The following is a 21,295-nucleotide window of genomic DNA, read 5'->3' as shown; positions in this document are numbered from 1 at the left end:
TTTTCTCCGAAACGGGGGCGCTCAGCGTTGGCCTGGCGGGTTGTCTTTGAGCTGGCTGGCACGCAGGTTGTGCGGGTCCAGGCGCTCGATCAGCTGCAATTGCTCGACGGTCGGGGCAGCCGTGGTCGGGCAGTCTTGCGGTACATGCAGGGCAAATCCGGTGTTGTCCTGAACCTCGGCCACTGTCACGCCGGGGTGCAGCGAGCGAATGCGCATTTGTCGGTGCGGGCCCTGGAAATCCAGCACGCAGAGGTCGGTGATGATCAGGCGGATATCGATCTCCTCCAGCGACCAGCCCCGCGCCAGACGCGCCGGGTTGTAACCGACCGAGGCGACCATATCGACCTCGCCTTCGACGAACACCCGACGGTTGTGGCTGGGTACGCAAAAAGAGTTGGCGTGGCTGATCGAGTTGCCAGGAAAACCGCGCACACCGAGCATCTGCGCTTTGGGCTTGGCGTAGTCACCAATGCAGGAAATGTTGGCCTGGCCGAAGCGGTCAATCTGGGTCGGGCCCACCAGCGCATGGCGCTTGCCGCCCCAGACGTTATCGAAAATCCGCGAAAAACCCATCCAGCTATCGCGCTTGGGCTGGTAGTCGTTGCGCGCGCCCAGCGGCACCGGTTCGGCGACCATGTAGGCTTCGGAGTCGGTCATCAGCAGCTGCGGATTGCTGCTGAGCATGGCCAGTGAAGCGGCGAGGCGCGGGATCACACCGATGCCGCTGGCCAGGACCTCACCATCGTCGCGCCAGGCTTCGGAAGCGGCGCAGATCATCAATTCGGCGAGGCTGTAAGTGGTAGTGCTCATCGCAAGGCTCCCTTAAAAAATCGGCAACGGCAGTTGGCGGATCGCAGCCAGGCCGCCGACCTTGTCCAGGTACTGTTCGTGGGTGCAGTCGACGTAGTCGCGGACATAGTCCTGCCAGCCATCGACGGCTTGGGCCGAAGCGTTGTAAGCCTTGAAATGCGCGACATCGAAACCGTACAGCGGCGCGCAGGAAGACGGATGCGCGCCGCCCGGCACGTGGGCCACGGCGGCGGTCAGGTTGCGTTCCCAGAACACTTGATGCGCGTGCCCGGCGTCGGCGTGGAAATACTCGCTGTCCACCAGCTCATCGCAGGTCACGTAGCTGTGAGTCGCGGCACGTACGAACAAGTCGTCCATGTAGTGATCGGGGCCGCTGATCTGGCACACGCCGCGCACATCGGCACGGTCGACGTGAATCAACGCAGCATCGAGCTTGAGCGCCGGCATGGCGACCCAGTCCTTGCCGTCGGCATAAGGCGAGGTGATCAATTTGATCTGCCGGTTGTAGCGCAATACATCGGTGCCGAGGCCCACCGCCGTCGGAATAAACGGCACGTTCATCGCCGCTGCGCGCAGGCCGAGCAGGAGCATGCCTTCGTCGATCTCCATCACCTCCAGCGCCGCCTCTTGGCGTGCCTTGCGGAAGTACGGTTCCAGTGGAATGAAATCCAGGGACACGAAGGCGAACACCAGTTTTTTAATCTTGCCAGCGGCGCAGAGCATTCCGACATCGGCGCCACCGTAGGCGACCACGGTGAGATCTTTGAGGTCCGAGCGCAGAATCTCCCGCACCAAAGCCATGGGCTTGCGTCGCGGGCCCCAGCCACCGATGCCGATGGTCATGCCGTCACGCAGTTGGCCGACCATTTCGGCCGTGGTCATTTGCTTGTCCATCGTCATGTTCCTCATGGGCGACCGACACTGAAGTCGTGGCCCCAGTGGCTGACCACGGTGCTTTCGAACGGTGTGTGGCGATTCCAGTCGACCACCAGGCCATCACAGCCGTATTCCAGATCAAACCCGGACGGCGTCTTGATGTAGAACGAGATCATCTGGTCGTTGGTGTGCTGGCCGAGGGTGGCCGAGAGTTTCACGCCATTGGCGTGCACCCGGTCCAGGGCTCGACCAACTTCGTCCAGCGCGCCGACCTCGACCATCATGTGTACGCAGCCGTGGGGCATCGGGCACTCGAAAATCGCCAGCGAGTGGTGCCGGCCGTTGTTGCAGTGCAGAAAGTGAATGCGTTTTTGCGGCTCGGCAGGGTCCGCAGTGAAGCGGACTTTCATCAGATCGGACAGGCCAAAACCAAGGACCTGCTCGTAGAAATCCCGGCAACGCTCGAAGCTCGGCGCAGGCAGGACCACGTGGCCCATGCCCAATTCGTTGGTGACGAAATCCTTGACCCCGACCGGCGAGACGAAACGGGCGAAATCCTGCAACGGGCCCCAGAACAGTTCGTGACGATTGCCATCCGGGTCGCTGAAGTACACCAGTTCCTGGACTTTACGCAGCTCGGCTTCAGCCGCTGTACCGCGGGTGACTTGCACATCGGCCTGCTGCAGATCGCTGATCGCCTGTTCGAGTGCGGCTTTGCCCGCCACTTCCCAGCCGCAGGCGCCGAAACCGTTCTCGGCGCTTTTCTGCACCAGAATGCGGTAATGGCGCTCGTCCATTTTCAAGTACAGGCGCTCATCGTCAGCGCTGCCGGCAACCATCATGCCCAGCACCTGGCTTGCGTAGTGACGCCATTGCGCCAGGTCACTGGATAACAGGGTGACGTAACCCAGACCACGTATATCCATGGATGCACTCCTCGTTTTACTCAGGTCGAGCCACCCCCGGCGGTGGCCGGGGGAGACTTTATGTAGGGCTATTCAAACGGGTTCGGGGAGGGGCAACATCGTCCAATGGGACTAGCGGAAAAAACTGTGGGAGCGAGCTTGCTCGCGATGGGGCCATAACAGTCAACATTGAAGTTGATGCAGAAGCGCTATCGCGAGCAAGCTCGCTCCCACAGGGGGGATGGGGATTTAGATGCCTAAGTGGCGTGTCTCAAGCCTCGCGGAAATGTGGAATCACTTTTTCGCCAATGTTGCGCAAGGTCTCCAGCTGCGCCCACTGCGGCACCGTGCCCATCTGGCAGATGAACAGGATTTCGTCGGCGCCGGCATCGATCAACCGCTGTACGTAGTCGATGCAATCCTCGACGGTGCCGTAGGCGTGGTTGGGATTCATCATCGCCATGGTCGGGTCGGAAAAATCAACGCTGACTTCTTCGGACGCGAAGCGCGACTTGATCACGCTCTGGCCATTACCATCGACGAAGGTGTCGTCTTTCCACTTCTCCGGGTCCGGGCGCTCGCCACCGCCGTACCAGTAACCCAACGATTCCATGAAATAACGCTGGCCACGAATGCCGATGCGGCGTGCCTCTTCGTTGTCATCCAGAACGATGGCAGGGCACAGCGCGGCGATGTGACGGTTAGGACGGAAGCCCACCTGTTTCTTCTCGTCGCGGTTGTCCCAGGCCTCGTGGTAAACCTCGACCTTCTTGGCGATTTCTTCCGGGCCACCGAAGCCCAGCACCAGGGCGCCCATGCCGCGACCGCCGGCATTTTTCAGCGATTCGGTGTTGGTGCAGGCCAGGTACATCGGCGGGTGCGGGTCCTGATAAGGCTTGGGATGGATCGGTCGTTTGGGGATCTGCACAAAGTCGCCGTTATGCTCGATTTCGTCTTGCACGAACATTTTCGGAATCAGGTACATCATCTCGTCGATCTGCGGCTGCAACGTGGCCAGGTCGTAGCCAAAGGTGCCGGCCTCTTGCTGGGTGCCGCCCTTGCCGACACCGAAGTGCACCCGGCCCTTGGACAGCAAATCGAGGGTGGCAATGCGTTCCGCGACTTTCACCGGGTGGTTCATCGCGGGTGGCAGGCAGACCACACCGTGGCCAATGCCGATGCGTTCGGTTTTACCGGCGACAAAAGCCAGCATGGTTTCCGGTGCGGACATGTGCGAGTAGTTGCTCAGCGCCGTGTGCTCCACGCACCAGAAGGTGTCGAAGCCGAGCTTGTCGGCCAGCACCGCCTGCTCGACGGTGTCTTCGAAAATCTTGCGGTCGCCTTCGCGGCTGGAGTCCACCGTCTGGGCTTCGTAAATCAGTGAAAACTTCATGGATTGATCCTTGTGTTTATCTGGATGCGCAGTCGGCGCCTGAGACCTGCGCCTTGCCCCATGCTCGGGCATCAAAGGGGCGCTCGAATCACGCAAACGGACTAGCTGAGTCAGAGGAAAAAGTCGTTGCTGTCCGAGCCCATGCTGACGCCACCAAGATTCCAGGCGTACTTGGCCGGGTTGTTGGCAACGTGGGCGCGACCGGTGTGAATGTCGCGGAATGCCCGGTTGATCGCGTGGCTGCGGAAGATGGTCGAGGCGCCGCTGTTGAACATCAGGTCGGCAACGGCTTTGGCGCACTTGTCGGCCACCAGCGCAGAGTCGTAACGCATCTTCACCCGCTCCGGCATGCTCAACGGTTCCGCGCTTTGCGCCCGTTGCAGCATCAGGGCGAAGTTGCGAAACAGCACGGTCTTGCACTCGTCGACACAGACCATGGCGTTGGCCAGTGCAGACTGCGCGGCCGGGTCCTGGACCATCTTGCGACCGTCATTGACCCCGACCCGCGCGCGGTTGTGCTCGACAAATTGATCGACCGCACCTTGCAGGGCACCAATGGCCGAGGACGACACCGCGCGCACAAATATCTGCCCGAATGGCAGGCGGAACAACGGCGCGGTGTTTACCGCATTGCCCGGACTGTCCTGCATGAAACCGTCGAAGGCCCGGTGAGTGCGGTACTCCGGCACGAAAGCGTTCTCCACCAGAATGTCGTGGGAACCGGTGGCCTCCAAGCCCATGACATTCCAGTTGTCGAGAATCTGATAGTCGCTGCGCGGTAGCAGGAAGGTCCGGTAATCCGGCGCTCCACCGGCTTCTTCCGGTGGCACCAGCGCACCGAGGAACACCCAGTCGCAATGCTTGCTCCCCGAAGAAAAGCCCCAGCGTCCGCTCAGCTTGAAACCACCCTCGACCCGCTCGACCTTGCCCACCGGCATATAGGAAGAAGAGATCAACACGCTGGAGTCAGCGCCCCAGACATCCTGCGCGGCGCGGTCATCGAACAGCGCCAATTGCCAGTTGTGGATCGCTACCACGCCCAATACCCACGCCGAGGACATGCAGCCCTCGGCGAGGATCATCTGCACGTCGAAGAAATCCTTGGGTTCGAGTTCGTAGCCTTCCCAGCGCGATGGTTGGAGGATGCGAAAGAAGCCGGCGTCGTGGAAATTCTTCAGCGTTGCTTCAGGCAGCTGGCCGGCTTGCGCGGCGTTCAGGGCGCGTTCACGCAGGATCGGCACCATTTCGCGGGCACGTTGGCTCAGACGCTGGCGAATCAGGTCTTGGTTGAGCATTTTTATTGTTCTCCTCTGTTCACCCCATCCGCCGGGGCGCGCGTGCAGCGGGGTGGATGCGGCACCGGTGGTGCTCGCCTCCACTGCGGCATTCAAGCAATGCGCGCGGCGGGGGACATCCCTCAAACGGACCATGTGCCTGAAGTACGCGGGTGATCGATCCCACGCTCCGCGTGGGAATGCAGCCCGTGACGCTCCGCGTCACAGTGATTGCTGCGCGTCCATGGAGGCGTTACCACGCAGAGCGTGGGAACGATCATCCTTGCCCAACTAGTCCCCTCGGACGATGTTCCAGCGGGGCGTCAGAGCAAGAATCCACCGCACTCCATGCACAACAAAAGGGCCAGTGCGATGAACAACGTCAATCTCAAAGCCGACATGCTCCAGGCCATGCGCCGCCTGGCCAAGTCAGTCACCATAATCACCACCAGCAACGGCTCCGAGCGTTTCGCCATGGCCGCCACGGCAGTCGATTCCCTCAGCACCGAACCCCCTTCGCTACTCATCTGCATCAACAAAACCGCCTCCCCCCACGCAGCGTTGGCCACAGGTGCAGATTTCTGCGTCAACATCCTCGGCGTCGAACAACAAGACCTGGCACATCTGTGCAGCGGCGCAATCAAAGGCGAGGCACGATTCGACCGAGGCAACTGGCTGACCAGCGCCGGCGGCATTCCCTATCTGGGTGACGCCCAGTCGGCAATCCTCTGCCGCCAGGACGGCCACTTCAGCTACGGCACCCACACCGTCTTCATCGGGCGCATCCTGCAGATTCACACCAGCGACTCGATCACCCCGCTGGTCTACCTCGACGGCAGCTACACCACCACCGCAAAACCCTCAACCACCTTCGCTGTCGCCGGCTGAGGCCCGAACATGGAAGGCCAACAAGGGTTGACGGCGTTGAGAGTGAGCAGCGCCGACCAGCTGAACTGGGATGATCGCTGCGACTTGCTGGTGGTCGGTTTTGGCGGCGCCGGCGCCTGTGCCGCCATCGAAGCAGCCAGTCGCGGATTGACGGTACTGGCGCTGGACCGCTTTGAAGGAGGCGGCGCCACCGCGCTCAGTGGCGGAGTGGTGTATGCCGGCGGCGGCACGCCGTATCAGCGTCAGGCAGGCTACGAGGATACTGACGAGGCCATGTTCAATTACCTTCGCCGGGAAGTCGGTGAAGCCGTCAGCAGCCAAACGCTAAAAGACTTCTGCGCCGGCAGTTGCGAGCAACTGGCCTGGCTTGAGCGTCAGGGTGTAGCGTTCGAATCCCGCGTGCCGCCGCATAAAACCTCGTACCCCAGCGACCAGTACTACCTCTATTACTCCGGCAACGAAGCCGTCCCGGCCTATGCCGCCAGCGCCAAACCTGCTCCTCGCGGTCACCGCACCAAAGGTCCCGGCATGTCTGGCGCCAGCCTTTTCGCCGCGCTCAAGGCCAGCGCCTTGCGTCACGGTGCACAGCTGCGCAGCCAGTGCGAAGTCAGGCGCCTGGTGCTCGATGCCAGTGATCACGTGCTCGGAGTCGAAGCCTGGCACCTGCCGCCCGGTAGTCCCGCAGCCCGTCAACATGCCCGCCTTTCGCGCTGGGCCAGCGCTATTCATATGTACGCCCCGGCATTGGCCGACCGATTGCGCGCTCGCTTGCGACGCATCGAACAAACCAGTGCCGAACGCCAGCTGATCCGCGCCGAACAGGGTGTGTTGCTCAGCAGCGGTGGTTTTATCTTCAATCGCGGGCTGGTCCGCCAGCATGCGCCGCAATATCTGGCCGGTTTGCCACTGGGCACCACCGGTTGCAACGGCAGCGGCATCGCCCTGGGCCAGAGCGCCGGCGGCAGCGTGGCGCGGATGGACAAGATCAGCGCCTGGCGTTTTATCAATCCACCGCTGGCCTGGGCCCGAGGGCTGATCGTCAATGCTCTGGGTCAGCGTTACACCAACGAAGAAATCTACGGTGCGACCCTCGGCCACGCGATGGTCGAAGAGCAAAACGGCCGCGCCATTCTGATTCTCAATCGGGCGTTGGTACGCGAAGCATTACGTCAGGTCGGCCCGGGCAAAGTCTGGCAATTCCAGCGCCTGCCGGTGCTGCTCAATTTACTGTTCAATGCCCGGCGCAGCAACAGCCTCGCAGATCTGGCAAAGCGTTGCGGGTTGCCTGCCGAGGCCCTGCAACAGAGCGTGGAAACCTACAGTCGCGCAGCGCGGGGTGAAGTCGCTGATGCCTTTGGCAAGTCGCAGGCCATGCTCGCCAACATGGGCCAAGGACCTTGGTACGCCCTCGACCTGTCCTTCGCCAGCCGCCTGTTCCCCTGCCCGGTCATCACCCTCGGCGGGCTGAAGGTCTGCGAGCGCAGCGGCCAGGTGCTGGACCACGCCGGTCAGCCAATCCGCGGTCTGTACAGCGCCGGCCGCAATGCCGTCGGGGTCGCCTCAAACCTGTATGTCTCCGGCCTGTCGCTGGCCGACTGCATCTATTCCGGTCGCCGTGCCGCTGCCCATGTGGCCGACCAGGTCGTACTAAAAACCCCACGCTCAGGAGAACAACAATGCAACGTGTAGAAGGCAAAGTCTGCATCATTACCGGCGCCGCCAGCGGCATCGGTCGCGAAGACGCCCTGCTGCTGGCCCGCGAAGGCGCCAAGGTCGTATTGACCGATCTCAACGAAGAAGCCGGCCGTCAGGTCGCCGCCGAAATCGGCAGCAACGCGTTGTTCATTCGTCACGACATCGCCAGTGAAAGTGACTGGCAACAAGTGATCAAAACCACCCTGGAACACTTCGGCCGTCTCGACGTGCTGGTGAACAACGCAGCGATCCTGGCCTTGGGCAGCATCGAAGACACCACCCTGGAACTATGGCAGAGGGTGCAGAAGATCAATGGCGACGGTTACTTCCTGGGCTGCAAGTATGCGATCCAGGCCATGAAAGAAACCGGCGGTGGCTCGATCATCAACATGTCGTCGGTGGCGGCCCTCGGTGCCATGCCGATGTTCTGTGCCTACTCGGCTTCCAAAGGCGCAGTAGCGGCGATGACCCGCTCCATCGCCCTGCATTGCAAACAGCAGGGCTACCGCATCCGCTGCAACAGCGTGCACCCGGACGGCGTCAACACGCCGATGACCCAGGCGTTGACCGGCGGCCAGCCGATCCCCCAGGAAGCACTCGATCAAGACCCGATGAACCGCATGTGCGCGCCTCGGGACATTGCCAACGTAGTGCTGTTCCTCGCCACCGACGAATCGCGTTTCGTCAACGGCGCCGAGGTCCGCGTCGACAACGCCCAATTGATCAGCGCGCTCTGAGACCGAGGTGAACATGGGCACGCAACAGCAGAACCTGACACCGGCCGAACCGACGACGGCAAGCGTTTCATTGCAAGTGTGCGCGGTGATCGACGAGACCTTTGATGCGCGCTCGCTGGTGCTGGATATACCGCCAACCTTGCGTGAGCGCTTTCGCTACAAACCGGGCCAGTTCCTGACTTTTCGCGTGCCCTGCGCCGGCAAGCTGTTGACCCGCTGCTATTCCATGGCCAGCTCGCCGCACGCGGATGCACTGCCCAAGGTCACGGTCAAACGGGTCGAGGGCGGCCGGGTGTCGAACTGGATGAACGAGGTGCAGGTCGGTGACTGGCTGGAGGTGCTGCCGCCAGCCGGACATTTCGTCCTGGACGCGCATCAGCCGGATATCGATGCGAGACCCTTAGTTTTGTTCGGTGGTGGTTCGGGAATCACCCCGGTGTTTTCCATTCTCAAATCGGTGCTGCACAGCAGTCAGCGGCCGATCAAATTGATCTACGCCAACCGCGATGAAGCTTCAGTGATTTTCAAGGATGAGCTGCATCAGTTGATCAAGGCGCATCCTGATCAACTGCACGTGGTTCACGTACTGGACTCGGTGCAGGGTTACCTCACCGATGCCCAAGTGCGGCACCTGCTGCGCGGTTCGGCTGGTGGTGATTACTTCATCTGCGGGCCGGGACCGTTCATGGACACCGTGGAGCGTACGCTGCTGCAATTGGGCGAACCCGCCGAGCGCATCCACGTCGAACGCTTTGTCTCACCACCCGACCCCGACGAACTGCTGGCCGAAGCAACCCTGGCCCAGGCTGCGGCGCTCGACTCGCCGTGCGAGGCATTGATCGTCGAACTTGACGGCCAGCACCACGAGATTGCCTGCCGCCCCGGTGACACCTTGCTGCAAAGCTGCAAGGCGGCCGGCCTGGACGTGCCCTCCTCCTGCGAAGAAGGGTTTTGCGGGGCTTGCATGTGCGTGGTGCAGGAAGGTGAAACGCAACTGGCGCGCAACGATGTGCTGAGCGCCAAGGAGTTGGCCGAGGGCTGGACGCTGGCGTGCCAGAGCCGCCCGACCGGGGCAAGGGTACGCCTGAAATTCCCTGATTGATGCTCATTGTGGGAGCGAGGCTGCTCGCGAGGAGGCCGGCACATTCAGCATGGAAGTTGACTGACACACCGCATTCGCGAGCAGGCTCGCTCCCACAGTTGAACTGTGGAGGCATTGTCGCCTTAGTCTCATTGGACGATCACTCGGGCCGGGTCTGCAGTTAGACTCGGCCACAGCATTAGCCCACAACAATAAAAGAGGTGCAGTTATGGCTCGTTTGCAGAACAAGGTCGCGGTGGTAACCGGCGGCGCTTCGGGTATCGGCCTGGCCTGTGTGCGCCGCTTCGCCGCTGAAGGCGCGCAAGTGGTGGGGCTGGACATCGGCACCGCACCGGAAGATTTCCCTGGCCTGTTCATGACCCTCGATGTGCGCGATGAAGCACAGGTCCAGCAAGTCATGCAAGAAGTCATCGGCCACTTCGGGCGCATCGACGTGCTGGTCAACGCGGCCGGCGTCGCCGACCAGGGCAGCGTGACCCAGACCACCACCGCCAACTGGCAACGGGTGATGGACATCAACCTGACGGGCAGCATGCTCACCAGCAAATACGCGCTCGAATCGATGGTGTCGCAACGCAGCGGCTCGATCATCAATGTCGGCTCGATCTTCGGCCTGCAAGGCTGCGACGGCAACGTGGCCTATAACGTCTCCAAGGGGGGTATCAACCAGCTGACGCGCTCGATGGCTATCGACTACGGCTACGCCAATATCCGCGTCAACGGCTTGTGCCCCGGCCTGATCGAAACGCCGATGACCAGCATGGTCCGCGAGCAGGAAGCCTTTCATGCGTTCTTCGCCTCGCAACATATGCTCAATCGCTCCGGGCAACCGGAAGAAGTGGCCAACGTCGCGCTGTTCCTGGCCTCGGACGAAGCGTCCTTTGTCAGCGGCCAAATGATCGCCGTGGACGGTGGTTTCTCCGCCGGCCGCCGCTTCGCCCCGCCCGCCGCGTAAACCTGCATCACGCCGGGCGCCCTGCCCGGCCCATCCCCTTTTCGCACTTGTCCTCTAGCCGAGGAGGCCCCATGCCGCCTGTCGCAAACGCACTGACCATCGCCCAACTGTTCGCCAACGCTGCCCAAGCCTACGGCGACCGCCCGGCCATCGAGGATGACGGGCGCTCGATCAGCTACCGAGAACTCGACCAGCTGCGCCGCCAAGCCGCCCGCGCACTGCTGGCGCTGGACGTGCAGTTCGGGGATCGGGTGGCAATCTGGGCTCCAAATGTGTGGGAATGGATCGTCGCCGCTGGCGCGTTGCAAAGCGTCGGTGCCGCGCTGGTGCCGCTCAACACCCGCATGAAGGGCAGCGAAGCTGGTTTTATCCTGCGCCAAAGCGGGGCCTGCGTGCTGTTTGCCATCGGTGAATTTCTTGGTGCCGATTACCCGCGCATGCTGGCGTCTGAAGAACTGCCGGCGCTACGCCAGATCGTCACCTTGCGCGGCACCGGCTCGCTGGGTTGGGAAGATTTTCTCGACCTGGCAATTGAGGTGCCGCGACTGGTCCTGCGCACCCGCGAACAGTCCGTTGGCCCTCAAGCGCTGTCCGACCTGTTGTTCACCTCGGGCACTACCGGCAAGCCCAAAGGAGTGATGACCAGCCACGGACAAAACCTGCGAATCGTGCGTGACTGGAGCGATATCGTCGGTTTGCGCGAAGGTGATCGCTACTTGATCGTCAATCCATTCTTCCATTCCTTCGGCTACAAGGCCGGGTGGCTGGCGGCGCTGATGCGTGGTTGCACGATCCTGCCGCAGCAGGTGTTCGATGTGCAGGCGGTACTCGAATGCGTCCAGCGCGAGCGCATCACCGTGCTGCCGGGGCCGCCGACGTTGTATCAGTCGTTGCTGGCCCATCCGCAGCACCACGATTTCGATTTGACCTCGTTGCGGGTCGCGGTGACTGGTGCGGCGGCGATTCCGGTGGAGATGATCCACCGCATGCGCGACGAACTGGGTTTTGCCACCATCGTCACCGCCTATGGCCTCACCGAAGTCTGCGGCTTTGCGACGATCTGCCGGTCCGACGACAGCGCGGAACTGGTCGCCAACACCAGCGGTCGGGCGATGCCAGGTGTGGAAGTCCGCTGTGTCGGCAACACCGGTTACAGTCATCCAGCCAATGTCCCCGGTGAAATCCAGATCCGCGGCTATAACCTGATGCAGGGCTATTTCAATGATCCACAGGCCAGCCAGGAGATTGTTGACGCCGACGGTTGGCTGAATACCGGGGACATCGGCGTGCTGGATGAACAGGGCTATTTGCGCATCACCGATCGCCTCAAGGACATGTTCATCACCGGGGGCTTCAATGTGTACCCGGCGGAAATCGAGCAATGCTTGCTGACCTATCCGGGCGTGGCCCAGGCCGCGGTCATTGGCATCCCCGACGAACGCCTGGGTGAAGTCGCCATGGCTTTCTTGCTGCCGGCTCCAGGCATCGAGATCGAGCACGCCCGACTCCTCGCCTGGTGCCGCGAGCAGATGGCCAACTACAAAGTCCCGCGCCGGGTGCGAGTGCTTGAGAGTATGCCGCTCAACGCAGCGGGCAAAGTGACCAAGAATGTGTTACGCGAGTGGGCATTGCAGCCAGTCAATTAAACGCAATCCCTGTGGGAGCGAGCTTGCTCGCGATAGCGGTCTGACATTCAAAATAGATGTTGAATGTAATGGCCTGATCGCGAGCAAGCTCGCTCCCACAGGGTTTTGTGTTTGACCTGCCGAATGTGGACTAGATCACCCGTGCCGGATGCTGCTGGCGCGGGTCGCCGAGCATGGCGCGGTGGGAAGGTGGCTGGCGGCCGCCGGCTTCGCTGATGCCGTAACCGGCGGCTATTTCGGCGGTGATTAATGTCTGCCCGGAGAACGTCATCAACTGCTGGTCATTGAGCAATGCGTGAATCACCTGGCCGTTGAATTGCGGGGTTTCGGCATCCGCCAGAAATGCCTTGTATTGCTCACCGTGCTGCTCGCCGGCAATCCGGGTACGCTCGGTCAGTTGCGGGCCGAGCCAAAGCGATAACGCCGCCACACCCTGCCCCTCGAAATCGATCGCCATATCGGCCGCGAACTTATCGATTCCCGCCTTTTGCGCGCCGTACGCCGGCCCATGCATGTAACACCCGGCACCGAATGACGAGGTGAAACAGATCAACCCTCGACCGCTGCGCAGCAACAACGGCGCAGCAAAGTAGCTGGCGGTATATGCCGAACGCAGGCCGACGTCGAGGATGCGCATCAGGTCCAGCGGTTTCTCCCAGAAAGGTCCCGGTTCGATCAATTGGTCATGGATAAACGCGGCATTGTTCACCAGCAGATCCAGGTGCCCACATTCGTTTTCGACCCGAGCGAACAGGGCCTTAACCTGATCATCCTCGGCATGATCACAAACCACCGCGATACCGCGCCCACCCGCAGCAGTTATCGCCGCAGCCGTGTTCTCCAGCGAGCCGCGCAACGCATGACCGTATAAGTTCGATCCTCCCTGCTCCGGGGCGCGTCCGGTGACAAACACGGTCATGCCCGCAGCGCCAAGCGCCAGGGCAATCCCCTGACCGACCCCGCGACTGGCGCCCGTCACGACAGCTACCTGCTCGCGTTGGTTGTTCATTCGACGCTCCCGATCACGCTTTTGGCCGAGCTGGTCTGGCTCTGGCACTTAATGTGATTGGCCGCCAGGTAACCGAAGGTCATTGCCGGGCCGATGGTCGAACCGGCACCCGGATAGGTGCGGCCCATCATCGATGCAGCGCTGTTGCCAATGGCATACAGGCCGTTGATGGGTTGCCCGTCCTCATGCAACACGCGAGCGTGAATATCCGTCAGCAAACCTCCTTTGGTACCGATGTCCCCGGCGTCGATGCGCACGGCGTAAAACGGACCTTTTAGCAACGGCGCCAGGCAAGGATTGGGCTGCACATTCGGATCGCCGTAGTAGCGATCAAACAGCGATTCACCTTTATGGAAATCTTCGTCGACACCCTGCACGGCCATGCCGTTGAAACGTTGCACGGTGCGGATCAGTCCAGCCCCATCGATGCCGATTTTTTCTGCCAGCTCCTCCAAACTCATCGCCTTGTGAAAGTACTCGCGCAAGTGCACGGGCAACTGCCAATCGCGCTGGGCATAACCCGGCAACAACGCGCCGCAGGGGTACTTGCGACGGAACTCGGCGTCGAACACCATCCAGCACGGCACGCTCGTTGCGCCTTCGCGATTGTTGGCGTACATCGCGTAAACGATGTCGGTATAGGGTGCCGCTTCGTTGACGAAACGCTCGCCGGCAGAATCGACCAGCACGCAGCCCGGCAAGGTCCGTTCGACAAACAGTGCGCGCTGCTTTTCTTCTCCCTGGACATGGGTGGTCGGCGCCCACCAACTGTGATCCATCAACGCGGTGCGCGCGCCAATCGCCTGACCGGCGCGGATGCCGTCGCCGGTATTGTGTGGCGGTGTGGCACTCCAGCCGGCCAGCGTCGGCTGCGGCAGATACTGCGTACGCATTGCCTGATTACGCTCGAAACCACCGGCGGCAATGATCACGCCGTAGCGCGCCTTGACGTTGAGTAACTGCCCATCGCGACAGACGCGAGCACCGCCCACCCGATCGCCAACGATCATCAGTTCTTCCAGCGCACAGTTCAGCCACAGAGACTTGCCGCGGTCCTGCAACGAACAGCGCAAGGCGCCGATCAAGGCATTACCCAAGGTCAGGAAGCGGTCGCGGCGCGACAACCGCCGCCCTTCGCGATCACGCCAATATCGCCACATCACCCGCAGGGTCAGCCGCAACCAGCCGGGCCCCCGGCACAGCAAAACCTGCGCCTCTTTCATGGTCATCGCCATGCGTCCCATCATCAGTGTTCCGGGGGATGGCGCACGCATGCGCAGAAATTCCTCACCCAGTTCGGCGGCGTCAAACGGTTGCGGGTCCATGGATCGATAACCCGGTTTTCCGCCTTCGACTTCCGGGTAGTAATCGGCATAGCGAGGCTGCGCCTCGAAACGCACGCGGGTCTGTTGTTCAAGGTATTCGACCATCTCGCGACCGTGTTCGACATAGGCTTCGATTCGCCCGTCATCGATCTCGCCATGGGTCACCGCACGGATATAGGCGATCGCTTCTTCCGCTGAATCACTGCCGCCCAGGGCTTTGATCCGGTGGTTGTCCGGTATCCAGATGCCGCCGCCGGACACCGCCGAGGTGCCGCCGTATTCGCCGCTCTTCTCGATCAACAAGGCATTGAGCCCCAGATCGTGGGCGCGCAATGCAGCGGTCATGCCCCCTGCACCGGAGCCAATCACCAGTACATCGCAGCACTCATCCCATTTGATCTCGGCAGTTTTCATGCGATCACCCTTGCTCAGCGCCCATCAGGCAGAAACCGCCGCCAGATCTTCGTCCGGTGCAGTCGGTCTCGGGATTGTTCGCCGCGTGCCCTGAACGGTCATCGTCCGATGGGACTAAGACGATGGCCGCCTCGACCCTGTGCAAATCGCTTAGTCCGCTTGGACGATGTTACGCCCCAACGCTGACTCCATAGTCGCCCACAGCACCAATCACCCCCCTGAAATGCAGGTCGGGCAGGTCTGACCTGGGCATGAGGACGACATGATAAAAACAATAATCGCCCCACAATCGCTGCACCCTCGCGTACAGCTGGCCATGCTCTTGCTGGCTGGTGGACTGGGCAGTCAAGCCAGCGCCATGAGTTTCCAGCCGAACGAGGATTTGAGCGTCGACTGGGATACCACACTGACTTACAGCCTGGCCTGGCGGACCGACTCTCGCGATCACAAGCTGACGGCCAATGCCAACGGCAACGATGGCGACAACGCGTTCGACAAAGGCAGCCTGATCAACAACCGCAGCGGTTTTCTCACCGAGGCCAACATCAAATGGCGTGAGGACTACGGCGTGTTCCTCCGTGGGACGGGCTTCTACGACAACGTTTACGATCAGGGCAACGACAACGACACAGGCACCTCGAACTGCTTCGCCGGCGGTCATTGCAACCGTCCTGACCGGTTTTCCCAGGACACCATCGACCAACACCGCAATGAACTGCGCATGCTCGATTACTACGCGTATGGCACCTGGGACATCGGCGGCCACAACTTCAACGCGCGGCTCGGCAATCAGGTGGTGAGCTGGGGTGAAAGCCTGTTCTACCCCGGCATTTCCGCCGCCCAGAGCCCGGTGGATGCGACCAAGTCGACCACTCCGGGGGTTGAGGTCAAGGAGATCCTGCTGCCCGTCGGCCAATTGTTTACCCAGTTCAGCCTGACCGACAGCCTCGATCTGCAGGCCTACTACCAATACAAATGGGAAAAGACCCAGTTGTTCGGCGTCGGGAGTTACTTTTCCACCACCGACTTCATCGACGAGGGTGGCTTCAACGACGCCAGCGGTTTCCTGACACGCCTGGGTGACGACAAACCGAGCGACAGCGGCCAATACGGTGTGGCCCTGACCTATGCGGCAGAGTCGCTGAACAACACCGAGTTCGGCCTCTACTACTCGCGCTACCACGACAAGACCCCGTCGCTGGATTTCCAGACCGACCTGGGGCACTACCGAGTGCGCTACTTCGACAACATCGATCTTTACGGCGCGAGTTTCTCCACGGTGCTGGGCAGCGTGAGCTGGGCCGGTGAAGTCAGCTACCGCGACGGTCAGCCAGTGATGGTCGACAACGGTTTCTCAAGCCCGGTGCGCGGCAAAACCCTGCAGGCGCAGACGTCGATGATCTACGTGCTCGGCCCGACATCATGGGCCGACAACACCACCCTGACCGGTGAGCTGGTCTACAACACCGTGCTCAGCAACGACAAGTCGGAACCTGTGACATTGGCCCCCGGATTCTCGCTGCCGGGCACCGACAGTCTGGTCTATGACCGCGACGCCTTCGGTTACACGGTTCAGGCGAACTTCGATTACAACAACGTATTCAGCGGCTGGGACATGTCGGTGCCCGTCACCTACAGCACCGCCGCCCAGCATGACAGCGCATTGGTGGGCTCGATCAACTCAGGCCAGGGCGACGACCGCGCGAGCATCGGCAGCTCGTGGCGCTATCTGGGCAACTTCACCGTCGAGGCCCGTTACAACGCCTACCTGGGCAACGCCAACAACGCCCCGTTGGCCGACCGCGACAACGTCGCCCTCAACTTCAAATACCGGTTCTGAATCCCCTGATGGAGGAGCACAGCATGTCTAGATTTACCCACACATTGTTGGGCACGGCATTGGCCGTCAGCCTGCTCGGTAGTGGCCTGGTTCAGGCCAAAATCAGCAATGAAGAAGCCGCACGCCTGGGTCAGGACCTGACCCCGATGGGTGCCGAGAAAGCGGGCAACGCCGACGGCAGCATCCCGGCCTGGACCGGAAAATGGCGCGGCTTGCCGCCACAGCTCAAATACGCTGGCCCCGGCACGCCGTACCCGGACCCGTACGCGGCAGAAAAGCCGCTGTTCGTGATCAATGCGCAGAACATGGACAAGTACGCCGACAACCTCACCGATGGCCAAAAAGCGTTGCTTAAACGCTACCCCGCGACTTTCAACATTCCGGTGTACCCGAGCCATCGCGACTTCCGTTTCGATCAGCGCCTGGAAGACCTCGTCAAGAAAAACGCGGTCAGTGCCGAACTGGCCAACGACAACAACGACACGCAAAACGCCTGGGGCGCCTCGCCGTTCCCGATTCCAAAGAACGGTAGCGAATTGATGTTCAACCATACGCTGGCCGGACGCGCCAATACCGAAGAGGCCAACTACGGTCAGGCGGTGGTCTATTCCAACAAGGAACGTGTGCTCGAAGAGGTCAATTACAAGATCTTCTCGATCTGGTCCAGCCCGGATAAAACCCTGGAGAGCGCCAACGGCATTCTTACCAACTTCCTGATCACCACCCTGGAGCCGGTGCGCAAGAAAGGCGAGATTGTCGTCGGTCACGAGTTCATCAACCCGACCGCCTCCCCTCGCCAGGCCTGGCAGTACAGCCCGGGGCAACGTCGGGTACGTCGTGCGCCAACCGTAGGCTATGACTCACCGAGCGGCGCCGGCGGTTTTCGGGTGTATGACGAAGACCGTTTGTTCAACGGTGCACCGGATCGCTACAACTGGACCATCGTCGGCAAGAAAGAAATCTACATCCCGTACCACAACTACAAGATCGACGACCCGAGCGTGACCACTGACCAGATTCTGGCCACCACCGGCCACATCGATCCGCAGTACATGCGCTATGAAAAGCACCGTGTCTGGGTCTTGCAGGCCACCCTCAAGGAAGGCGCCCGACATGTTTACGCCAAGCGTGTGTTGTACCTGGACGAGGATTCCTGGGCCGCAACCCTGGCCGACAACTACGACAGCCGCGGCGAGCTTTGGCGCACCAACATGCAAACTTCGATCTACGCTTACGAACTGCAGCGCTACCACGCTCGCCTCGGGATCTACCATGACCTGATCGCCGGTTCCTATCTGGTTGACCGTATGTTGATCGATCAAAAGCCCGCCAAGCTCAACGCCACCGCCTTCACTGAAGACGAATTCACCCCCGGCAACCTGCGCAAACTCGGCACTCGCTAAGCCCTCTGCGCCCTGACCGATTTACTCGGTCGGGGCGTTGTGCTTTTTTGAACTCGCTCATTTCACGGAAAACTCCCCATGAATAAATTGCTCACTGGCGTCATCGCCATGGCCAGCGTCAGCCTGTCAATGCAGGCCAATGCCCTGAACATCCTGTTGACCAACGACGACGGTTGTCGGGCGCCCGGCATCGATGCGATGTACCGGGCGCTGACAGCCGCCGGGCATCAGGTGACACTCGTTGGTCCGTTGAACGACAGCAGTGGCATCAGCGCGGCCAGCGTGGTCGTGCCCGGACAGGCGTTGGCAGTGACCGAGTTGGCGCCAGGCAAATTTTGCGTCGGCCCACCCGAGGGCTACACCCCGCCCCCGGGCAAGACTTCCGCCATCGGCACCCCGGTGGACGCGGTCAATGTTGGCCTGGACGTGCTGCTCAAAGACAATCCGCCAGACCTGGTGGTGTCGGGCAGTAATTTTGGTGAGAACGTCGGCCCGCTGACGCAAATGTCCGGCACCTTGAATGCAGCGATCCGCGCGATGTTCAAGGGCATTCCGGCGGTGGCGGTGTCGACGGCCATCGACATGGACCTGATCATCCGCGACCAGCAGGCCGGCTACCGCAAAACCCTCGGCGCCATGGATGACACTGCCCGGTTTGCGGTGAAGGTTATCAAGCAGGCGAGTCTCGCGGGTGCTCAAGCCAAACAGGCCTGCGGAAAAAGCAACCTCGGCTGCGAATTGAATGTCCTCGGTTTGCCGGGTGTCAGCGGGTTGAATATCAATTACCCGGCGCTGGCGGCCAGTGACGTCAAAGGCGTGAGTTTTGCCCCGATCGGCAATTGGGACCGGGTGAACTTCACCTCCCAGCGCGGCGCCGACGGCGTGGTTCACGTCAACCTGGTGGCCCCGCCGACACCAACGCCCGCCCAGCAACAGGCCGATGCGTATCAGTTGTGGCAGGGGCACGCGGTGATTACGGTGATCGACGGCAACATGAGTGCACCGGGTGCGGTGCAGGATCAGGCGAAGGAAATGTTGCGGGGAATAAAACCTTAATCCAACGCAGAACCTGTGGGAGCGAGCTTGCTCGCGATGACGGCGCCACTTTCAACATCAATGTTGACTGACAGTCTGCAATCGTCAGAACGCCGCCCGGAGCAAGCTCACTCCCACAGGTTATGTGTTCGCTTCAGATAGCGCCCTGCGCAGGTCTGCCGCGGCATCGGACAAGGCTTGCGCAGCTCGCTCGACAAACGGCGCCATGCTGATAAATCCGTGAATCATGCCCTCGCAGCGCTGCACGCGCACCGGCACGCCGGCTTCCCGCAGACGCAAGGCAAACGCCTCGCCCTCATCCCGCAAAGGATCAAACCCGGCGCTGATCAGGGTGGTCGGCGGCAAGTCAACCAACCGGTCGGCGCGCAACGGCGAGGCCAAGGGGTCATCCCCCTGATCGGCATCCTGCAGGTACTGCTGCCAAAACCAGTACATCATCGCACCGGTGAGGAAATAGCCCTCGGCAAAATCCTCATAAGACTTGCTGTCGCAGCGTGCATCGGTGACCGGGTAAAACAGGCACTGGTAACTGATTTTCGGCCCCTGGCGTTGTGCGGCGAGGCGACTGACAGCGAGCGCCAGATTGCCCCCTGCACTGTCCCCGGCCAGCGCCAGGCGACCGCCATCAACGCCAAGTTCGGCAGCGTGCTCGACCAGCCAGCACGTGGCCGCATAACAATCGAGTGGTGCCGCCGGGAAATGGTTTTCCGGCGCCAGTCGGTAGGCGACCGACACCACCACCGCCTCCGTCAGACTGGCGATTGAACGGCAGAGGTTGTCATGGGTGTCGAGGTTGCCCATGACAAAACCGCCTCCGTGGAAGAACACCAGCAGCGGCAGGTTGTCCTGCTCCAGTGGCCGATACAGCCGCGCATCCAGCTCGCCCGCCGCGCCCGCGACCCGCAGGTGACGCACTTCGATCATCGGGTCGCCGGGGATGGCGGGCAGCAGGTTGTCGGAAAACTGCCGATATTGCTTGGCATCGAGCTGGCTGAAGTCGGGCTCCGGCAGGTCGCGAAACTGCTGGAGCACGGCGGCGATCTGCTTATCGAGCGGCATCGGCATTTCCCTCTACATCGGTCATTTGAAACTGCGGATTGGTTTCTTCCAGGATGCTTTGCACCCTTCGTTCCAGCGCCGGTTTGAAACCTTTGTGAGGGAAGACCCAGAAGCGTTTTTCGGCGATGGCGGCGAACACCTGCTCCGCCAGCTCGCTCGGCGTCATGCCTTGGCGGATGCTGCTATCGAGCAATTGACTGAATGACGAGCCCGCCGTGTCCACCACTTGATTCGACGCCATGATTTCACTGGCCACCGGCCCTGGGCACACCACCGAGACCGATACCGGCACCCCGAGCATGCTCAATTCGTAGTGCAGGGTTTCCGAGAGTGCGACCACTGCCTGCTTGGTCACGTTGTAAGGCGCCATCAACGGGCTGCTGAGCAAGCCCGCGAGGGACGCCGTGTTGATCACATGGGCCGCCCGCCCCTGACGCAAAAACAGCGGCACGAAACTGCGAATGCCATTGATCACACCGCTGAGGTTAACGTTGAGCATCCGCTGCCATTGCTGCGCAGTGATTTCCCAGCTGTAGCCGGTCTGCATCACTCCGGCGTTGTTGAACAGCAGATCAACCCCGCCAAAGCGCTCGAGGGCGATATCGCGCAAGCGCTCGACGTGCGCCAGATCGCCAACATCCGTGACGCAAGCAATCGCCTGCGCACCGCCCGTCTGCAGTTCATCGCACAGCGCTTGCAGCCCCGGCCCATCGAGATCGGCCAGCACCAGGCGCATCCCCAGCGTTGCCGCATGCTCGGCCAACCCCCGGCCAATACCACTGGCGGCCCCGGTAATCACCGCGACCGGCCCTTGTTCATTGTTCATCGCCAACTCCTGCACTGGGTCCAATGGCGTCAGTAGAGCGGGCGGGCGTAAACCGGCCATCGTCCATTCAGACGATGCCCGC

Annotated in this window: 18 protein-coding genes; 9 read left to right on the top strand and 9 right to left on the bottom strand. The window is 61.4% G+C overall.

Annotated features, from left to right (window positions below; translation table 11 throughout):
* Window positions 1-21: 21 nt before the first annotated feature.
* The 5 genes from ACA041_RS10970 to ACA041_RS10950 form a co-directional block, all read right to left on the bottom strand.
* Window positions 22-810 (bottom strand): CoA-transferase subunit beta, encoded by a 789-nt coding sequence (locus ACA041_RS10970; RefSeq protein WP_497441114.1) that lies wholly within the window; start codon window positions 808-810, stop codon window positions 22-24.
* A 12-nt stretch (window positions 811-822) separates the two neighbouring features.
* The gene (locus ACA041_RS10965) at window positions 823-1,704 is read right to left on the bottom strand and encodes a CoA transferase subunit A (protein ID WP_497441113.1); all 882 of its coding nucleotides are present in this window, start codon (window positions 1,702-1,704) and stop codon (window positions 823-825) included.
* Between the two features lie 11 nt (window positions 1,705-1,715).
* On the bottom strand, window positions 1,716-2,612 hold the full coding sequence (locus tag ACA041_RS10960; protein WP_497441112.1) for a VOC family protein: 897 nt from the start codon (window positions 2,610-2,612) through the stop codon (window positions 1,716-1,718).
* Window positions 2,613-2,862: 250 nt separating this feature from the next.
* Entirely contained in the window at window positions 2,863-3,984 is a 1,122-nt protein-coding gene (locus ACA041_RS10955) for an LLM class flavin-dependent oxidoreductase (RefSeq protein WP_497441111.1), read from the bottom strand.
* A gap of 110 nt (window positions 3,985-4,094) precedes the next feature.
* Window positions 4,095-5,279: an acyl-CoA dehydrogenase family protein gene (locus ACA041_RS10950; RefSeq protein ID WP_497441110.1), complete on the bottom strand. Its 1,185-nt coding sequence runs from the start codon at window positions 5,277-5,279 to the stop codon at window positions 4,095-4,097.
* A gap of 351 nt (window positions 5,280-5,630) precedes the next feature.
* Between ACA041_RS10950 and ACA041_RS10945 the strand changes: the two genes are divergently transcribed.
* The 6 genes from ACA041_RS10945 (at window position 5,631) to ACA041_RS10920 (ending at window position 12,281) form a co-directional block, all read left to right on the top strand.
* On the top strand, window positions 5,631-6,146 hold the full coding sequence (locus ACA041_RS10945; protein WP_497441109.1) for a flavin reductase family protein: 516 nt from the start codon (window positions 5,631-5,633) through the stop codon (window positions 6,144-6,146).
* A gap of 9 nt (window positions 6,147-6,155) precedes the next feature.
* Complete coding sequence (locus ACA041_RS10940) at window positions 6,156-7,835, top strand: FAD-binding protein (protein ID WP_497441108.1); 1,680 nt, start codon at window positions 6,156-6,158, stop codon at window positions 7,833-7,835.
* The gene (locus ACA041_RS10935) at window positions 7,823-8,578 is read left to right on the top strand and encodes a glucose 1-dehydrogenase (RefSeq protein WP_497441107.1); all 756 of its coding nucleotides are present in this window, start codon (window positions 7,823-7,825) and stop codon (window positions 8,576-8,578) included. The genes ACA041_RS10940 and ACA041_RS10935 overlap by 13 nt, the downstream gene beginning before the upstream one ends.
* A gap of 13 nt (window positions 8,579-8,591) precedes the next feature.
* The gene (locus tag ACA041_RS10930) at window positions 8,592-9,680 is read left to right on the top strand and encodes a 2Fe-2S iron-sulfur cluster-binding protein (RefSeq protein WP_497441106.1); all 1,089 of its coding nucleotides are present in this window, start codon (window positions 8,592-8,594) and stop codon (window positions 9,678-9,680) included.
* 208 nt (window positions 9,681-9,888) lie between these two features.
* A complete protein-coding gene (locus ACA041_RS10925; protein WP_497441105.1) occupies window positions 9,889-10,635 on the top strand; it encodes an SDR family NAD(P)-dependent oxidoreductase in 747 nt (248 codons plus the stop codon).
* A gap of 71 nt (window positions 10,636-10,706) precedes the next feature.
* Window positions 10,707-12,281 (top strand): FadD3 family acyl-CoA ligase, encoded by a 1,575-nt coding sequence (locus tag ACA041_RS10920; protein ID WP_497441104.1) that lies wholly within the window; start codon window positions 10,707-10,709, stop codon window positions 12,279-12,281.
* Window positions 12,282-12,411: 130 nt separating this feature from the next.
* Here ACA041_RS10920 and ACA041_RS10915 read toward each other — a convergent pair whose 3' ends face one another.
* Both ACA041_RS10915 and ACA041_RS10910 read right to left on the bottom strand, forming a co-directional pair.
* Window positions 12,412-13,290: an SDR family NAD(P)-dependent oxidoreductase gene (locus ACA041_RS10915; protein WP_497441103.1), complete on the bottom strand. Its 879-nt coding sequence runs from the start codon at window positions 13,288-13,290 to the stop codon at window positions 12,412-12,414.
* Window positions 13,287-15,029 carry an FAD-binding protein gene (locus tag ACA041_RS10910; protein WP_497441102.1) on the bottom strand — a complete coding sequence of 581 codons (1,743 nt, stop codon included), beginning with the start codon at window positions 15,027-15,029 and terminating at the stop codon, window positions 13,287-13,289. The genes ACA041_RS10915 and ACA041_RS10910 overlap by 4 nt, the downstream gene beginning before the upstream one ends.
* Before the next feature lie 262 nt (window positions 15,030-15,291).
* Here ACA041_RS10910 and ACA041_RS10905 point away from each other — a divergent pair, with 262 nt between their 5' ends.
* The 3 genes from ACA041_RS10905 (at window position 15,292) to surE (ending at window position 19,328) form a co-directional block, all read left to right on the top strand.
* A complete protein-coding gene (locus tag ACA041_RS10905) occupies window positions 15,292-16,869 on the top strand; it encodes a DUF1302 domain-containing protein (RefSeq protein ID WP_497441101.1) in 1,578 nt (525 codons plus the stop codon).
* 23 nt (window positions 16,870-16,892) lie between these two features.
* Window positions 16,893-18,272 carry a DUF1329 domain-containing protein gene (locus ACA041_RS10900; protein WP_497441100.1) on the top strand — a complete coding sequence of 460 codons (1,380 nt, stop codon included), beginning with the start codon at window positions 16,893-16,895 and terminating at the stop codon, window positions 18,270-18,272.
* Between the two features lie 78 nt (window positions 18,273-18,350).
* Window positions 18,351-19,328, top strand: a complete 978-nt coding sequence (gene surE, locus ACA041_RS10895; RefSeq protein WP_497441099.1) for a 5'/3'-nucleotidase SurE — start codon at window positions 18,351-18,353, stop codon at window positions 19,326-19,328.
* A gap of 120 nt (window positions 19,329-19,448) precedes the next feature.
* On the opposite strand, the gene lipP1 is transcribed toward surE, so the two are convergent.
* Window positions 19,449-20,387 (bottom strand): LipP1 family hormone-sensitive lipase, encoded by a 939-nt coding sequence (lipP1, locus tag ACA041_RS10890; protein ID WP_497441098.1) that lies wholly within the window; start codon window positions 20,385-20,387, stop codon window positions 19,449-19,451.
* The gene (locus ACA041_RS10885) at window positions 20,374-21,213 is read right to left on the bottom strand and encodes an SDR family NAD(P)-dependent oxidoreductase (protein WP_497441097.1); all 840 of its coding nucleotides are present in this window, start codon (window positions 21,211-21,213) and stop codon (window positions 20,374-20,376) included. Before ACA041_RS10885 ends, lipP1 begins: the two co-directional genes overlap by 14 nt.
* Window positions 21,214-21,295 lie beyond the last annotated feature (82 nt).

It is taken from the genome of Pseudomonas sp. LBUM1676, assembly GCF_059695605.1.
The sequence above is the reverse complement of the archived record's forward strand: the minus strand, read 5'-3'. Positions and strand labels throughout refer to the sequence as shown.

What these genes read in the sequence shown, in the direction of transcription:
- ACA041_RS10970 (WP_497441114.1), bottom strand. Translation starts at nt 810, where the DNA reads ATGAGCACTACCACTTACAGCCTCGCCGAATTGATGATCTGCGCCGCT.
- ACA041_RS10965 (WP_497441113.1), bottom strand. Translation starts at nt 1,704, where the DNA reads ATGGACAAGCAAATGACCACGGCCGAAATGGTCGGCCAACTGCGTGAC.
- ACA041_RS10960 (WP_497441112.1), bottom strand. Translation starts at nt 2,612, where the DNA reads ATGGATATACGTGGTCTGGGTTACGTCACCCTGTTATCCAGTGACCTG.
- ACA041_RS10955 (WP_497441111.1), bottom strand. Translation starts at nt 3,984, where the DNA reads ATGAAGTTTTCACTGATTTACGAAGCCCAGACGGTGGACTCCAGCCGC.
- ACA041_RS10950 (WP_497441110.1), bottom strand. Translation starts at nt 5,279, where the DNA reads ATGCTCAACCAAGACCTGATTCGCCAGCGTCTGAGCCAACGTGCCCGC.
- ACA041_RS10945 (WP_497441109.1), top strand. Translation starts at nt 5,631, where the DNA reads ATGAACAACGTCAATCTCAAAGCCGACATGCTCCAGGCCATGCGCCGC.
- ACA041_RS10940 (WP_497441108.1), top strand. Translation starts at nt 6,156, where the DNA reads ATGGAAGGCCAACAAGGGTTGACGGCGTTGAGAGTGAGCAGCGCCGAC.
- ACA041_RS10935 (WP_497441107.1), top strand. Translation starts at nt 7,823, where the DNA reads ATGCAACGTGTAGAAGGCAAAGTCTGCATCATTACCGGCGCCGCCAGC.
- ACA041_RS10930 (WP_497441106.1), top strand. Translation starts at nt 8,592, where the DNA reads ATGGGCACGCAACAGCAGAACCTGACACCGGCCGAACCGACGACGGCA.
- ACA041_RS10925 (WP_497441105.1), top strand. Translation starts at nt 9,889, where the DNA reads ATGGCTCGTTTGCAGAACAAGGTCGCGGTGGTAACCGGCGGCGCTTCG.
- ACA041_RS10920 (WP_497441104.1), top strand. Translation starts at nt 10,707, where the DNA reads ATGCCGCCTGTCGCAAACGCACTGACCATCGCCCAACTGTTCGCCAAC.
- ACA041_RS10915 (WP_497441103.1), bottom strand. Translation starts at nt 13,290, where the DNA reads ATGAACAACCAACGCGAGCAGGTAGCTGTCGTGACGGGCGCCAGTCGC.
- ACA041_RS10910 (WP_497441102.1), bottom strand. Translation starts at nt 15,029, where the DNA reads ATGAAAACTGCCGAGATCAAATGGGATGAGTGCTGCGATGTACTGGTG.
- ACA041_RS10905 (WP_497441101.1), top strand. Translation starts at nt 15,292, where the DNA reads ATGATAAAAACAATAATCGCCCCACAATCGCTGCACCCTCGCGTACAG.
- ACA041_RS10900 (WP_497441100.1), top strand. Translation starts at nt 16,893, where the DNA reads ATGTCTAGATTTACCCACACATTGTTGGGCACGGCATTGGCCGTCAGC.
- surE (WP_497441099.1), top strand. Translation starts at nt 18,351, where the DNA reads ATGAATAAATTGCTCACTGGCGTCATCGCCATGGCCAGCGTCAGCCTG.
- lipP1 (WP_497441098.1), bottom strand. Translation starts at nt 20,387, where the DNA reads ATGCCGCTCGATAAGCAGATCGCCGCCGTGCTCCAGCAGTTTCGCGAC.
- ACA041_RS10885 (WP_497441097.1), bottom strand. Translation starts at nt 21,213, where the DNA reads ATGAACAATGAACAAGGGCCGGTCGCGGTGATTACCGGGGCCGCCAGT.